Below are 15309 nucleotides of genomic sequence, written 5' to 3' on the forward strand. Positions count from 1 at the left end.
CAGTGTTGTAGGAGCCCACCTTGTGGGCGATGCTTTTCCAAGGATAACGGAACGCTTGCGGGGGCATCGCCCACAACGTGGGCTCCTACAACGGAGGAGCGCTGTGTTTGATGGCGAGTTGGGCCATCACGTTGCACAGGCCGTCGTGCCAGTCCGGTAGAGCCACATCAAACTGTTGCTGGAATTTCGTGTTGTCCAGCAACGACCAGGCCGGGCGCACGGCCGGCGTGGGAAATTCGGCGCTGACGATCGGCACCACGCGCGGCTGCCGGGCGAGCAGTCCCAGCGTATGAGCCTGCTCGAAGATCGCGCTGGCGAAGCCATGCCAGGTCGTGGCGCCGCTGGCGACCAGGTGATGCGTGCCCCCGAGCTGGCTGCGTCGTGCAGCATCGGCGTCTTGCCAGCGATCGAGCGCAGCAAGGCTGGCGTTGACGATCAGGGTGGTGTCGGTTGGTGCGCCGTGCTGGTCGGCGACCACGCGCAGCTCTTCGCGCTCGGCGCCGAGGCGCAACATGGTGCGCAGGAAGTTTTGTCCGTGCGCGGCATACACCCATGCGGTGCGCAGGATCAGGTGATCGGCGCCGCTGTCGCGCAGCGCCCGTTCGCCGGCCAGCTTGCTGCGGCCGTAGGCACCGAGCGGTCCGGTCGGCGCATCCACTGCGTAGGGCTGCGACTGGCCGCCGTCGAAGACGTAATCGGTCGAGTAATGCATCACCAGCGCGCCGTGTGCGGCGGCCCAGTCGCCCAGCGTGCCGACGGCCTCGCCGTTGACGCGGGTGGCCAGCGCCTCTTCCTGCTCGGCGCGATCGACCGCCGTATAGGCGGCTGCATTGACGATCACGTCCGGCTGCACGCGCTCGAGCAGAGCGCCGAGGCTGGGCAGGTCGGAAAGATCCGCCACTTCGCCATGGCCGCCGCCAGTCAGCAGGCCATCGCGGCTGGCGGCGACCAGGTCGCCACGCGTCGCCAGGCCGTGATGGTCGAGAAAGCTGCGGCCAAGCTGGCCGTTGGCGCCGAGCAGCAGGATCTTCACGATACGAAAACCGGCAGCCGCTCCGGTGCCACGTCCTGCAGCAGCGGCGCCTTGCCGTCCTTGTCGGACAACAGCGGATCGCTCAACGGCCAGTCTATGCCCAGCGCCGCGTCGTTCCAGCGGATGCCGGCATCGGCCTTTGCGTCGTACAGCGCGGTGCACTGGTAGGTGAACGTGGCGAACTCGGACAGTACGCAGAAGCCGTGCGCGAAACCTTCCGGTATCCAGAAATGGCGATGGTTGCCGGCGGTCAGCATCACGCCGACCGAGCGGCCGAACGTGGGTGAGCCGCGGCGGATATCCACCGCCACGTCGTAGACCTCGCCTTCAAGCACGCTCACCAGCTTGCCTTGCGGATTCGGCCACTGGTAATGCAGCCCGCGCAGCACGCCGCGGGCCGAGCGCGAGACATTGGACTGGACGAAGCGATGGTCGACGCCGGCCTTGCGATACGTCGCCTCGTTGTAGCTTTCGTAGAAGAAGCCGCGGGCATCGCCGAACACCTGCGGTTCGAGGATCAGGGCGCCGGGCAGGGCGGTCTCGATCACCTTCATCGCGCGTGTCCCTCGCGCAGCAGGTTCTGCAGGTATTGGCCGTAGCCGGTCTTGGCCAGCGGTTCGGCCAGGCGCAGCAACTGCTCGTCGTCGATCCAGCCGTTGAAGTGGGCGATCTCCTCCGGACAGCACACCTTGAGCCCCTGCCGATTCTCGATGGTCTCGATGTAGTTGCCCGCTTCCATCAGCGAATCGTGGGTGCCGGTGTCGAGCCAGGCGAAACCGCGGCCCAACTGCTCCAGATGCAGCGAGTCCTCGTCCAGGTAGCAGCGGTTGAGGTCGGTGATCTCCAGTTCGCCACGCGGTGACGGCTTCAACGCGGCGGCGTAGTCGCATACGCGGGCGTCGTAGAAATACAGGCCGGTCACCGCATAGTGGGACTTCGGCTGCACCGGTTTTTCCTCCAGCCCGATGACCTTGCCCTCAGCGTCGAACTCGGCCACGCCGTAGCGCTCCGGATCCTTTACCCAATAGCCGAATACGGTGGCGCCATGATCACGCGCCGCGGCACGCTTGAGGCGTTCGGTGAAGCCGTGGCCGTAGAAGATGTTGTCGCCCAGCACCAGGCAACTCGGCTTGCCATCGATGAAGTCGCGACCGATCGTGAACGCCTGCGCCAACCCGTCGGGCGAGGGCTGCACCGCGTAGCGGATGTCGATGCCCCATTGCGAGCCGTCGCCGAGCAGACGCTGGAACATGTCCTGCTCGTGCGGCGTGTTGATCATCAGCACTTCGCGGATGCCGGCCAGCATCAGCGTGGCCAGCGGGTAGTAGATCATCGGCTTGTCGTACACCGGCAGCAGCTGCTTGCTGACCGCGCGGGTGATCGGATACAGCCGTGTGCCTGAACCGCCGGCGAGAATGATGCCTTTGGTTGTCGTCATGATCCGAGGCGCTCCATGCGATAGCTCCCGTCCAGCACGCGCTGGCTCCACGGCTGGTTCGCGAGGTACCAGTCCACCGTCTGCGCGATGCCGGTTTCGAACGTGTGCGTGGGCTGCCAGCCCAGTTCGTCCTGCAGCTTGCTGGAGTCGATCGCGTAGCGGCGGTCGTGGCCGGGGCGGTCCTTGACGTAGGTGATCAGCGATTCGCGCTGGCGTCCGTCGGCCAGCGGTCGACGCTGATCGAGCAGTGCGCAGATCGTCTTGACCACGGCGATGTTCTCGCGCTCGGCATTGCCGCCCACGTTGTAGGTCTCGCCGACGCGGCCGGCTTCCAGCACGCGGCGGATGGCGTTGCAATGATCGCCCACGAACAGCCAGTCGCGGATGTTCTTCCCGTCGCCATAGACCGGCAACGCCTCTCCGGTCAGCGCCTTCTGGATGATCAGCGGGATGAGTTTTTCAGGGAACTGGTAGGGCCCGTAGTTGTTCGAGCAATTGGTGGTCAGGACCGGCAAGCCGTAGGTATGGTGGAACGCGCGCACCAGGTGGTCGGAGGCGGCCTTCGAGGCGGAATACGGCGAGTTCGGCGCGTATGGGGTCTGCTCGGTGAACTTGCCTTCGGCACCGAGCGAACCGTAGACCTCGTCGGTCGACACATGCAGGAAGCGGAACGCGTCGCGGGCGGCACCTTCCAGTCCGCGCCAGAAATCGCGGGCGCATTCGAGCAGGCCCAGCGTGCCCACGACATTGGTCTGCACGAATTCGGCCGGGCCATCGATCGAGCGGTCCACGTGCGATTCGGCGGCAAAATTGACGATGGCGTCGGGGCAGTGGTCGGCCAGTAATGCCGAAACCAGCGCGCGGTCGCCGATGTCGCCGTGCACGAACACGTGGCGCTCGTTGCCGGCCAGCGCGGCCAGCGTGTCCGGGTTGCCGGCGTAGGTGAGTTTGTCCAGATTGATGACGCGGAGGCCGTCGGCCATCGCCTGCAACACGAAATTGGCACCGATAAAACCGGCGCCACCGGTGACAAGCAGAGTTTTCATGGGATCCCGGTCGATATCTTTATAAACGTGGATTGTGCCATGCAGATTGGCCGATTCCGGCTCCAATGCGTACCGCGGAGCGCATTGGAGTGCTATGACGTGTCGTCGTTAAGGCAAATGGCACCTGTTCGCGGGTATCATGGCAGGCTAGTTCTCGCGGCTCGGTCACCGGGCTGAATCGCATTTTTTAGGATGCCCGCCATGACCAAAAAAGCCAACGCCACTCACGCACTGGGAACACGGGCGATCCACGCCGGCCAGCATCCCGATCCCAGCACCGGCGCCATCATGACGCCGATCTACGCCACCTCGACCTACGTCCAGGAAAGCCCCGGCAAGCACAAGGGCTATGAGTACTCGCGCACGCAGAACCCCACCCGGATGGCCTACGAACGCTGCGTGGCGGATCTGGAAGGCGGCGTGGCCGGCTTCGCGTTTGCGTCGGGCCTGGCCGCGGCTGCGACCGTGCTGGATCTGCTCGACTCGGGCAGCCACGTCATCGCGATGGACGACCTCTACGGCGGCACCTATCGCCTGTTCGAAAAGGTGCGCCGACGTTCGGCCGGGCTGGATTTCAGCTTCATCGACTTGAACGATGGCGCGGCGCTCAAGGCCGCGCTGAAGCCCAATACGAAAATGATCTGGGCCGAGACGCCGACCAATCCGATGCTCAAGCTGGTCGACCTGGCCAAGGTCGCCGCTTTCGCCAAGAAGCACGGCCTGATCCTGGTGGTCGACAACACCTTCTGCTCACCGATGATCCAGCGTCCGCTGGAATTCGGCGCGGACCTGGTCCTGCATTCCGCCACCAAGTACATCAACGGCCATTCCGACATGGTCGGTGGCATCGTGGTTGCCGGCAACAAGGAACTGGCCGCGCAGATGGGCTTCCTGCAGAACTCGGTGGGCGCCGTGGCCGGCCCGTTCGACGCATTCCTTGCCATGCGCGGCCTGAAGACCCTGCATCTGCGCATGCAGGCGCACTGCGCCGGCGCAATGGAACTGGCCAAGTGGCTGGAGAAGCATCCTGCCATCGAACGCGTGATCTACCCGGGCCTCAAGAGCCATCCGCAGCACGTGCTGGCCAAGCGCCAGATGGACGGATTCGGCGGCATCATCACGATCGAGGTGAAGGGCGGCCTGAAAAAGGCGCGCCGCATGCTCGAGCGCTGCGAACTGTTCGCGCTGGCCGAATCGCTCGGCGGCGTCGAAAGCCTGATCGAGCATCCGGCGATCATGACGCACGCCTCAGTGCCGGCAGCCAATCGCAAACGGCTGGGCATCAGCGACGGGCTGATCCGGTTGTCTGTGGGAGTGGAAGATATCGAGGACCTGCGAGCCGAGCTGGCTGACGCGTTGGGCAAATGAGGTCCGGTTGGCAAGAGAGTCCTGCGAACCGCAGCATGAAGATCGGAGGCAGGTAGTGAGCATAGTGCGCAAGCAAAGGATGGCTTTGGACCTCGGGCTCTTGAACCTGTCGGCATGGATTCGCCGGCAGCCATGGCTCAAGGCCGTCTACCGCCATTTTCCGGCGGTGTTCCGCAACCGATTGTCCGGAGCTCTGGCCGCGCGCGTCCGTGAGCAGATCAGGTTCAAGCGCACGCCGAACTGGCGGGGTCGGCCACACCCACCCGGGCTCGAATTGGCCGCCAGTGCCGCTCGAGCCGAGTACGACGATGCGGTCGGCGTGAATATCTTTGCCTATGTCCGCGGTCAGTTCGGGCTTGCCGAAGGTGCTCGCCTGTATGCGCGGGCTCTGATGGCCGAGGGGTATCCGGTGGCCATCCACAACATCGACATCGATATTCCGCACGGAATGGACGACACCAGCTTCGATTCGCGTATCACCGACGAGTTGCCCTACGGCGTCAATCTGATCTTCGTCAATCCAGATCATCTCGAGGAGGCCATCAACAGCATCGGCCGCCAACGGATGGGCAACCGCCACACCATTGCTTGCTGGTTCTGGGAGCTGGAGGTGTTTCCGTCCGAATGGCTGCCGGCTTTGCAGCTGGTTGACGAGATCATGGTCTCCACCGGCTTCATTGAAACAGCGGTCGGACACGTCACCGACAAACCGGTGTGGCATGTTCCGCTGCCCGTCGACGAGGGGCATGACAGCGGACTGATGCGCTCAGACTTCGGGCTTGATGAAGACAGCTTCGTTTTCATGAACAGCTTCGATTTCAACTCCAGTTTGGAGCGGAAAAACCCGCAGGCCGTGATCAAGGCATTCCGCCTGGCCTTCGCTGACGGTCGCGCCGATGTCAGGTTGCTCATCAAGTCGAGCAATGGTCACCGGCACCTTGAGAAGCTGCAGGAGTTGCTCGCTGCGGCGGTCGGTGATCCGCGCATCATGGTTCGCGACGAAGTGATTGGTCGCGGCGATGTGGCGGCGCTGCAGCGATGCGTGGACGCCTACGTTTCGCTGCACCGTGCCGAAGGTTTCGGACTGGGGCTGGCAGAGTGCATGCGCTTGGGCAAACCGGTGATTGCCACCGCATGGTCCGGCAACATGGACTTCATGACGGCGGACAACAGTTGCCTGGTGGATTATCAACTGGTGCCGGTGGGCGAAGGTGAGTACGTCCACCATGCTGGCCAGCGCTGGGCGGAGGCGAGCGTCGAGCATGCTGCTGCGCTGATGCGGCAGGTGGTCGGGGATCCAGAATTTGCAGTGAGGATCGGTGCGCAGGCGGCGCACGATATCCGTGAACGGCTTTCGCCACACCTGTCGGCACAGCGGATAATCAGGCGCGTGGAGGCGTTGTCGTCTTCCGGCGCCCTCACCAGGCCGGAGCCGGGTACCGTGTCGCCCAGCGGCACCATCTGAAGGAACTTGTTTCATGAAAGAGATTCTTGCGGCGATATGGAGCTATCGTCACTTCATCGTGTCGTCGATCAGGAATGATCTTCGCTCGCGTTTCGCGCGAAGCAAGCTGGGCGCGCTGTGGATGGTGCTGCAGCCGCTGGCGCAGGTCGCGATCTATGCACTGGTGTTGTCGCGGATCATGGCGGCCAAGCTGCCCGGCATCGACAACCGTTACGCGTACGTGATCTACCTGATGGCCGGCATGATCGCCTGGTCGCTTTTCGCCGAGGTGGTGACGCGATCGCTGACGGTATTCGTGGACAGCGGCAACCTGATGAAGAAGATGGCCTTCCCGCGGGTCTGCCTCCCCATCATCATCGGCGGCTCCTCGCTGGTGAACAATCTGCTGCTGCTGGCGACGGCGATCGGCGTGTTCCTGCTGATCGGTCATCCGCCGACTCTGGCGATGCTGTGGCTGCCGCTGCTGATCGGCATCAACCTGGCCTTCGGCCTCGGCCTCGGCCTGATCCTGGGCGTCCTCAACGTGTTCGTCCGGGACGTGGCCCAGGTGATGACGGTGGTTCTGCAGCTCCTGTTCTGGCTGACCCCGGTGGTGTACATGCCGAGCATCGTTCCCGAGCGCCTGCGCGTGATACTTGAATTCAACCCGATGCTGCACATGGTCGTGGCGTTTCAGAACGTGATGTTGTACGGGCGCGCGCCGGGATTCAACGGGTTGATCGTGATGACAGTGGCATCGGCAGTCCTGCTGCTGTTGGCTCTGTTCTTGTTCAGGCGCGCGGCGCCGGAAATGGTGGACGTGCTGTGAACGAACCCTTATTGGCTGTCCGTGGGCTGGGCAAGGCCTTTCGCGAATACCGCTCGGAATGGCAGCGCTTCGCGGGATGGTTCGGTTTCAAGGTGTCGACGAAGTCGGAGAGTTGGGTACTGCGTGACATCTCCTTCAATGTCGCCAATGGCGAGTCCATCGGTATCGTGGGCCAGAACGGCGCAGGCAAGAGCACCCTGCTCAAGTTGATCACCGGCACCCTCAAGGGCACCACCGGCAGCGTGACGGTGAACGGGCGCATTGCGGCAATTCTCGAGCTTGGCATGGGTTTCAGCCCTGACCTCAGCGGGCGCGAGAATGTCTACCATTCGGCGGGACTGATGGGTTTCTCGCGGCAGGCCATTGACGGGGTCATCGACGAGATTGAGGCATTCGCCGAGATCGGCGGCTACTTCGACGAACCGGCCCGCATGTATTCCACCGGCATGCAGATGCGGGTGGCCTTTTCGGTAGCCACCGCGTTCAGGCCGGAAATCCTGATCGTCGATGAGGCATTGTCGGTCGGCGATGCCTATTTCCAGCACAAGTGCTTCAAACGTATTCGCGAGTTCCGCGAGCAAGGCACCAGCTTGCTGATCGTCTCGCACGATGCCGGCGCAGTGCAGAGTCTTTGTGACCGCGCAATTCTTCTGGATTCAGGTCGCCTGCTCAGGGATGGTGATCCGGCGACAGTCATGGATCTATACAACGCACTTATTGCGGAACGGGAAAACAACACCGTTGTCATCAAGCAGCATGCGAGCGGGCGCGAGCAAACGGCATCTGGGACAGGTGAGGCGCGCGTGGAATCAATCGCCCTACTCAATGATCGCGGTGAACCGGTGGAATTTGTTGATGTGGGGCAACCGGTCACGTTACATATTCGCGTAGGTGTGCACGCGGATATTCCGCGTCTGGTTCTCGGCTATATGATTAAGGACCGTCTAGGTCAGCCCGTCTTCGGAATCAACACGCACTACACAAATCAGGCGATCGAGAACGCGACTGCTGGATCCGTTTTGCAGTTCGATGCGGTCTTCCCGATGAACGTTGGTCCGGGTACCTATTCTGTGTCGACCGCGCTCGTCAGTACCGAAACGCACCTCGTAAACAATTTCGAGTGGCTGGATCTGGCTCTCGTGTTTAGTGTGTCCAACCTGACGCGTACGCCATTTACCGGTGTGGCGTGGATGCCCCCAACGATCGAGGTGAGCAAAGTATGACCCAAACCTCTTACGCGCAGAACTATGAGGACATCATGCTGCTGCGCGCGCTGCACGATGTTACCTCAGGTTTTTACATCGATGTTGGCGCTCAGGATCCAGTGAATGATTCAGTGACGAAGGCGTTCTACGAGCGCGGCTGGCATGGCGTCAATATTGAACCTGTCTCACACTGGTTTGAGCGTCTGGTTGCCGATCGAGCGCACGACATCAATCTCCAGTTGGCAGTGTCTGACAGTCCTGGTTGCTTGCATCTCTATGAGGTCGAAAACAGCGGGCTTTCGACGACAGATCCTGAGTTTGCCAAGCGGCACATTGCGGCCGGGCTCCGTGTCACGGAGACGGACGTGCCATGCGTAACTCTGGACGCCATCTGTGATGCGCATGATGTCCGTGAGGTGCACTTTCTCAAAGTCGATTGTGAAGGAGCCGAGGCTGCGGTATTTCGGGGGTTTTCATTCCAACGAGTGCGGCCATGGGTCATCCTCGTAGAGGCGACCGAGCCAAACACGCAACGCCCAGCCTACGCCGATTGGGATCCGATTCTGGTTGGCCACGGTTACCGCTATGTTTATGAGGATGGTTTGAATCGCTTCTACGTGGCTGAAGAGCACAATGAGTTGTGTGCTGCATTCGTGCATCCGCCTAACGTCTTCGACAGGTTCGTTCGTGCTCCTGAGGTAGTGGCACGCCTAGATTTGCAGCGAGCTCAATTACAGCTTGACATGTTGACAAATGCGGAGCGCGGCATTCGTGCAGAACTGGAGCGTGACTCGCTTCAGCATCAGAATGCTGAATTGCATTCCATGCTTGCCGCGCGTGATGCTGAAATTAGCCGGCTGAGCTCCGTGCTTGCCGCAAGCGATACCGAAATTGGCCGGTTAAATTCGTTGCTTACCGAGAGCAACACCGAAATTAGCCAGCTAAATTCGTTGCTTACCGAGAGCAACACCGAAATTGGTCGATTGCACCATGAGGTGAAATTGCGAGACGGTGGTATTGCAGCGATCGAGCATCAGCTGTTGGAGCACCGTCGGAGTACATCATGGCTTCTCACGGCACCATTGCGCTTTTGTGTCAGAGCTATTCGCGCTTGGGTGCTCTGGCTCAAGGCGGCCCCTTATAACCTTTTGCGGCGGACTGCACGGTGCGCGCGACCACTACTGCGTAAGATTGCAAAATGGTCATGGACTAGGGCGATGCTGCGATCTTTACTCGGAGATGATTCGCGTCTAGCGAATAGAGGGCGCCTGTTCCTGTATGGGGAAAGGGGCCGGGATGAATTTGACCATTCGCATGGTGCGGTCGAGCAGTTGAACGTAAATTGGGAGCCCACAAGGGATGAAGAACGAATGCGCTCAATACTGAATCGGGCATGGCGCCGAAAAGGCTGGCTAATAGCAGACAGTGCTGGCATGAAGGGAGGGAAATAAGTGAGGATTGTGCTCGATCTCCAAGCTTGTCAGTCGCCTGAGAGTAGCAGGCGAGGCATCGGTCGCTATTCGCTATCCTTAGCTAAGGCGATGATGGCCAACGCTGGGGCTCACGACTTTATCGTCGTGTTAAGTGGCATGCTTGAGGAAGAGATTGAACGTATCCGTGATGATATTGATATCTTGATCCCGCAAGATCGCATTCTTGTCTGGGAAGGTGTCGATCATGTAGCCGCCATAAATAAGGAAAGCCGATTTCGGCGCCATGCGGCGACGATGTTGCGGGAGCGGTTCATTTCCACGTTGCATCCTGATGTGGTCCACATCGCAAGCTTGTTCGAAGGATTGGCAGAGAATATCGTCAGCTCGGTGCCGAATTCGCCCGGCTCTCCGCTTCACGCTATCACGCTTTATGACCTGATTCCCTTGGCAAGCAAGGCGAGCTATCTCGGCGATGCTCGTATCAGCGACTGGTATCACGAGCGCATCAGCCACTTGATGCGAGCTGATATGTTACTCGGCATTTCGAAATACACCTGCGACGAGGCGGGCGAGTTGCTCGACATCCCCGCCGAGAAGGTCTTTAACATCGGTGGCGCAGCCGATCCGATTTTCAGGATGCTCGAGGGCGTGGAGTCCGAACGTTTCCAAATTTCGCGGCGTTATGGTTTTGAAAAACCGTTCATCATGTATGCCGGCGGCTTTGATCCGAGAAAGAACATTGGTGAGTTGGTGAAGGCATTTGCCAGTTTACCGGCGAATATCCGCTCGACTTATCAGCTGGTGATTGTGGGATGGCCTCCGAAGCAGGAGCGCCTGCAGCTGGAATCACTGATCATCCGATCCGGTCTGCTGCCAAATGACGTAGTGTTCGCCGGATATGTTCCGGATATGGATTTGGTCAAGCTCTACAATTTATGCCATTTGTACGTTTTCCCATCTTTGCAAGAGGGGTTCGGATTGCCAGCGCTAGAGGCAATGTCTTGCGGCGCTGTTGTCATCGGTTCCAACACAACCAGTTTACCTGAGGTGATCGGTTTTCCGGACGCCCTGTTCGACCCGCGTCGAGCCGATTCAATTGCGGCCAAGCTTGTTCAAGCACTCACCGATCAAGGTCTGCGCGAGAAGCTGAAAGCGCATGCCAAGTCCCAGCCAAGGAAATTTACATGGCAACAGTCTGCCGCTCGCGCGATCGAGGCATTTGAATCGACCGCCAGGAAGAGTCGCCGACAGCATGCCCATCATCAAACTTCTACAAAACCTAGGGTAGAAGGGTTGGTCATCGCTTGGTTGCCATGTCAATCCCGTCGCACTGATTTTGCCGTTGCGGAGGGGTGTGAGGTTGATATTTTTGCGGGCGAATCGTGTCCAGCGCTTTCCGATCTCCCATCCGCCCGCTCACTGTTGGAGCTCGCTCGGTCAATTGAAGGTTACGATCTCATTGTTGTCGAGCTTGATGACGATCCGTACATTGCGGATATCCTCCTTGCGCTCCATAAAATAAGCAGTCCGGTGCACTTCCACATTAGCGCCGACAGGATTGGTGACGCTCTCAGGGCACTGATTCAAAAGGGTAAGGCGGGCCGGGATTTATTAGCTGGGATTGTTTATCTGGTAGGGGGGTACGCGGCTGTCCTGCGTGCACAGCAAGTCGATTGGGATTCATCTCTGCTTTCGGATCTTGTGCCTGCCGCGGCCTTGGCCGAGGCTTTCTGGAGCGTGAAAGGCCCTGATTCTGCTTCGGTCGATGAGGCCGGGATTGCCTGCCCGGACAAGCCGGGGCGAGCTCATGATGAGCTTTTGTCCAGTTTCACGAAGACAGTGGACGTTGATTTTGCCAGCGGGGTCGCGGATCTGCCGGAAGCGGAGCACGCTGGCGATAACGATCTCGCGCGCATAGCCCAAGCTTATACACGGAACAGCCGAGTTGGTGGAATGCGGAAGCAGCTGCTTGTCGATATTTCCACGCTCGCAGTGCGTGACGCTGGCACAGGTATCCAGCGCGTCGTTCGGAACGTATTGAACGAGTTGCTAAGGCTGCCTCCCGAAGGGTTTCGAGTCGAGCCGGTTTTCCAGGATGACACCGGTCGCTTCCGTTATGCACGCAGCTTTTGCGCTACGCGTTATCTTGGAGATATTCAGCTACCGGCGGACGACCTTGTTGAGTTCGGGTACAGCGACATTTTCTATGGACTGGACCTGACGGCTCATTTGGTGCCACAGTTTCGCGGTACGTTCGATTGGATGCGCCAGCGAGGTGTTGAGGTCTATTTTCTCCTGCATGATCTCTTGCCGATCTTGAGGCGGGACTGTTTCGATCCGGCGATTGTTCCCACGTTCCGTGCTTGGTATGAGGTTACGTCGGAGATAGCAGACGGCATTGTGTGCGTTTCTCATGCGGTCGCTGCCGAGTATAGGGACTGGCTTGAGGTTTATCGTCCGCTACGTCGGCGCCCGATCAAAATCGGCGTTGCATATTCGGGTGTTGAGTTCAACGAGGTCAGGACCTCGGATACTCTGGAAGTCAATGTTTGCGATGCTGTCATCGGACCACTTGGTGATCGCATAACTTTCTTGATGGTGGGAACGGTTGAGCCAAGGAAGGGGTGCTCGCAGGTTTTGCTCGCTTTTGAGTGGCTATGGTCGCGGGGCGTCGATGTCAACTTGGTATGGATCGGCAAGCAAGGATGGCTTGTCGAGGAATTGATCGAAAGGGTCAGGTCGCATCCGGAGTTGGGTCGCCGCCTGTTTTGGCTGGCTGCGGCGGCGGACGACGTGTTGGTCGCCATGTATCGAAGGGCCAGCGCATTGGTGATGGCGTCCGAAGGTGAAGGTTTCGGGCTGCCGATTATCGAGGCCGCCCATTACGGCGTGCCACTTCTTCTTCGCGACATTGCGGTGTTCCGCGAAGTTGCTGGTGAGCACGCTACCTATTTCTCCGGGTACGATCCGGAATCGCTGGGAGTTGCAGTTCTAGATTGGTTGGATCAGCGCAAGCTTGGTCGCGTAGTCACCTCTGACGGGCTCTCATGGCATTCCTGGCGGAAGAGCGCTGATCAGGTGATCGACCTGATTAGGGGTCACCATTGGCCTTATAGCTGGATGCCAGGTCGGAGGTATGCACTGGCCGCATACGATGTCCGCATGGAATCAGCGGTCGGTGATTTTCGAAGGGAATGTTTTTGGTCGGCGGGTCGTCAGGGGTTGCTTGCGAGTGGTCCAGGCGTCCCGGTTTCGGCTGGCCGCTACCGAGTTGCCTTGACTGGGATGTGGACTGGGACAAATGGATGCGCATGGCTGGACTTGGTGAGCTCCGCTGGAAACCTCAACCATCTGCATATGGAGATGCTGCCATGCAGATCAGGCGAGATGACCACGATCATGCAGGGCTACGTGGAGCTGGAACAAGATGTAGACGATCTTGAGTTGAAACTGGGAGTTGGGCGCTCGACAGGACTCGCCTTTCGTCGCCTGGAATTGTTCGAAGAGAGTATTGCCCAACCCGCCATGGTTACGGAACTGGCACTACCTCACCCAGAAACCATGGAATCGAAATAAATGAAGACTGCACTGATTACAGGTATCACCGGACAGGATGGCGCCTACTTGGCTGAGTTGCTATTGGGAAAAGGCTATCGCGTCTACGGCACCTACCGTCGCACGAGTTCCGTCAATTTCTGGCGTATCGAAGAACTTGGCATCGACAAAAACCCCAACCTGATTCTCGCGGAATACGATCTGACGGACCTTGGTTCCAGCATCCGCTTGCTTGAGGCCGCCTGCGCCAGTGAAGTTTACAATCTGGCCGCACAGAGCTTTGTCGGCGTGTCATTCGATCAGCCCATTACTACCGGGCACATCACCGGCATCGGTGCCGTGCACATGCTCGAGGCGATTCGCACCATCAATCGGGACATTCGTTTCTATCAGGCATCGACCTCGGAGATGTTCGGCAAGGTGCAGGCGGTACCGCAGAATGAAGAGACCCCGTTCTATCCGCGCAGCCCGTATGGTGTGGCCAAGCTCTACGCGCACTGGATGACGGTCAACTACCGCGAGTCCTACGGCATCTTCGGCAGTAGCGGCATCCTGTTCAATCACGAGTCGCCACTGCGCGGACGCGAGTTCGTGACGCGCAAGATCACTGACGCGGTAGCCAAGATCAAGCTGGGCAAGCTCGACGTGCTGGAGTTGGGCAACCTGGATGCAAAGCGCGACTGGGGTTTTGCCAAGGAGTACGTCGAGGGCATGTGGCGCATGCTGCAGGCTGATGAGCCGGATACCTACGTGCTGGCAACCAACCGTACCGAGACCGTGCGCGACTTTGTCAGCATGGCGTTCAAAGCCGGCGGGATCGCGATCGAGTGGCGTGGCAGCGGCGAGGATGAACGCGGTGTCGACGCAGGTAACGGGCGCGAGTTGGTGCGGATTAACCCACGTTTCTACCGTCCGGCCGAAGTCGAGCTGTTGATCGGGGACGCTTCCAAGGCACGCGAGAAGCTAGGCTGGGAAGCGAAGACCTCGCTGGAGGAGCTGTGCAAAATGATGGTCGACGCCGACCTGGTCCGCAACGAGCGTGGGGCGTCGTTCTGAGGTGGGCAGGCCACGTGCGCTATTGACTGGTCGCAACGGATTCACGGGCCGCTATGTGGCGGCCGAGCTTGAAGCCGCCGGCTACGAAGTGGTTGGTCTGAGTGATCGTCAGAACGTTACAGACGCGGGTTCGATCACCGCCAACCTGCTCGATCGCGAGGCCGTGTCTGCGGCGGTGGCCAAGGTCAGGCCGGATGTGGTGCTGCATCTGGCCGCCATTTCATTTGTCGCCCACGGTGATGTCGACGAGATCTATCGTGTCAACGTGGTCGGTACGCGGAACTTGCTCGAGGCACTGGCAGAGCTGGAACAGAAGCCGCAGATCGTGGTGTTGGCAAGCAGCGCCAACATCTACGGCAACGCCGAGGTCGAGCCGATTACCGAAGACACGCCGCCGGCGCCCGCAAATGATTACGCGGTGAGCAAGCTGGCGATGGAGTACATGGCGCATCTGTGGGCGCATCGCCTGCCGATCGTCATCACGCGGCCGTTCAACTACACCGGCATCGGGCAATCCGAGCAGTTTCTGATTCCCAAGATCGTCGGCCATTTCCGTCGCGGCGAGCGCGTGATCGAGCTTGGCAACACGGACGTGGTTCGTGATTTCGGTGACGTGCGTGATGTTGCGAAAGCTTACGTATCGATCGTGAAGGCGCAGCTGTCCGGCGGAACCTTCAACATCTGCTCCGGCGTGGGCCGTTCACTGGCGGACATACTCGACATGATGGCCGAGATCGCGGGCTACCGGATTGAAGTTCGGGTCAACCAGGCTTTCGTGCGCAGCAAGGATGTGGCGAGGCTGGTGGGCTGCAGCGGCAGGCTGCGACAGGTGACGGGTGTCGTTCCAGCAATACCATTGCGGGATACTCTGGCTTGGATGTATGCCCCTAAGTGACAGCCGG

The 15309-nt window shown here is 59.9% G+C and carries 12 protein-coding genes; 8 read left to right on the forward strand and 4 right to left on the reverse strand.

Translation table 11 applies throughout. The features are described from left to right. Positions 1 to 85 precede the first annotated feature (85 nt). The 4 genes from rfbD to rfbB are packed head-to-tail and all read right to left on the reverse strand — an operon-like array spanning position 86 to position 3517. Positions 86 to 1033 (reverse strand): dTDP-4-dehydrorhamnose reductase, encoded by a 948-nt coding sequence (gene rfbD / locus CIW53_RS02245; RefSeq protein WP_149363067.1) that lies wholly within the window; start codon positions 1031 to 1033, stop codon positions 86 to 88. Continuing rightward, entirely contained in the window at positions 1030 to 1587 is a 558-nt protein-coding gene (gene rfbC, locus CIW53_RS02250; protein ID WP_149363068.1) for a dTDP-4-dehydrorhamnose 3,5-epimerase, read from the reverse strand. The genes rfbD and rfbC overlap by 4 nt, the downstream gene beginning before the upstream one ends. Continuing rightward, positions 1584 to 2471 (reverse strand): glucose-1-phosphate thymidylyltransferase RfbA, encoded by an 888-nt coding sequence (gene rfbA / locus CIW53_RS02255; protein ID WP_149363069.1) that lies wholly within the window; start codon positions 2469 to 2471, stop codon positions 1584 to 1586. Before rfbA ends, rfbC begins: the two co-directional genes overlap by 4 nt. Continuing rightward, complete coding sequence (gene rfbB, locus CIW53_RS02260) at positions 2468 to 3517, reverse strand: dTDP-glucose 4,6-dehydratase (protein ID WP_149363070.1); 1050 nt, start codon at positions 3515 to 3517, stop codon at positions 2468 to 2470. Before rfbB ends, rfbA begins: the two co-directional genes overlap by 4 nt. Positions 3518 to 3718: 201 nt before the next feature. On the opposite strand from rfbB, the gene CIW53_RS02265 reads away from it, so the two are divergent. Genes CIW53_RS02265 through CIW53_RS02300 form a run of 8 tightly spaced genes read left to right on the forward strand, consistent with a single transcriptional unit; the run spans position 3719 to position 15302 of the window. After that, positions 3719 to 4885, forward strand: coding sequence for a PLP-dependent aspartate aminotransferase family protein (locus CIW53_RS02265; RefSeq protein WP_149363071.1), 1167 nt, complete (start codon positions 3719 to 3721; stop codon positions 4883 to 4885). A 55-nt stretch (positions 4886 to 4940) separates the two neighbouring features. After that, on the forward strand, positions 4941 to 6350 hold the full coding sequence (locus tag CIW53_RS02270; RefSeq protein ID WP_242451736.1) for a glycosyltransferase: 1410 nt from the start codon (positions 4941 to 4943) through the stop codon (positions 6348 to 6350). Positions 6351 to 6363: 13 nt separating this feature from the next. Continuing rightward, complete coding sequence (locus CIW53_RS02275) at positions 6364 to 7158, forward strand: ABC transporter permease (RefSeq protein ID WP_149363072.1); 795 nt, start codon at positions 6364 to 6366, stop codon at positions 7156 to 7158. Further along, the gene (locus CIW53_RS02280; protein ID WP_149363073.1) at positions 7155 to 8381 is read left to right on the forward strand and encodes an ABC transporter ATP-binding protein; all 1227 of its coding nucleotides are present in this window, start codon (positions 7155 to 7157) and stop codon (positions 8379 to 8381) included. The genes CIW53_RS02275 and CIW53_RS02280 overlap by 4 nt, the downstream gene beginning before the upstream one ends. Continuing rightward, on the forward strand, positions 8378 to 9814 hold the full coding sequence (locus tag CIW53_RS02285; RefSeq protein ID WP_149363074.1) for an FkbM family methyltransferase: 1437 nt from the start codon (positions 8378 to 8380) through the stop codon (positions 9812 to 9814). The genes CIW53_RS02280 and CIW53_RS02285 overlap by 4 nt, the downstream gene beginning before the upstream one ends. Next, positions 9815 to 13372 carry a glycosyltransferase family 1 protein gene (locus tag CIW53_RS02290; protein WP_149363075.1) on the forward strand — a complete coding sequence of 1186 codons (3558 nt, stop codon included), beginning with the start codon at positions 9815 to 9817 and terminating at the stop codon, positions 13370 to 13372. Beyond that, positions 13373 to 14407 carry a GDP-mannose 4,6-dehydratase gene (gmd, locus tag CIW53_RS02295; protein WP_149363076.1) on the forward strand — a complete coding sequence of 345 codons (1035 nt, stop codon included), beginning with the start codon at positions 13373 to 13375 and terminating at the stop codon, positions 14405 to 14407. It begins immediately after the preceding gene. A gap of 22 nt (positions 14408 to 14429) precedes the next feature. Then, positions 14430 to 15302, forward strand: a complete 873-nt coding sequence (locus tag CIW53_RS02300) for an NAD-dependent epimerase/dehydratase family protein (protein ID WP_242451737.1) — start codon at positions 14430 to 14432, stop codon at positions 15300 to 15302. Positions 15303 to 15309 lie beyond the last annotated feature (7 nt).

The sequence above is a fragment of the Rhodanobacter sp. T12-5 genome (assembly GCF_008329435.1).
Lineage (GTDB): Bacteria > Pseudomonadota > Gammaproteobacteria > Xanthomonadales > Rhodanobacteraceae > Rhodanobacter.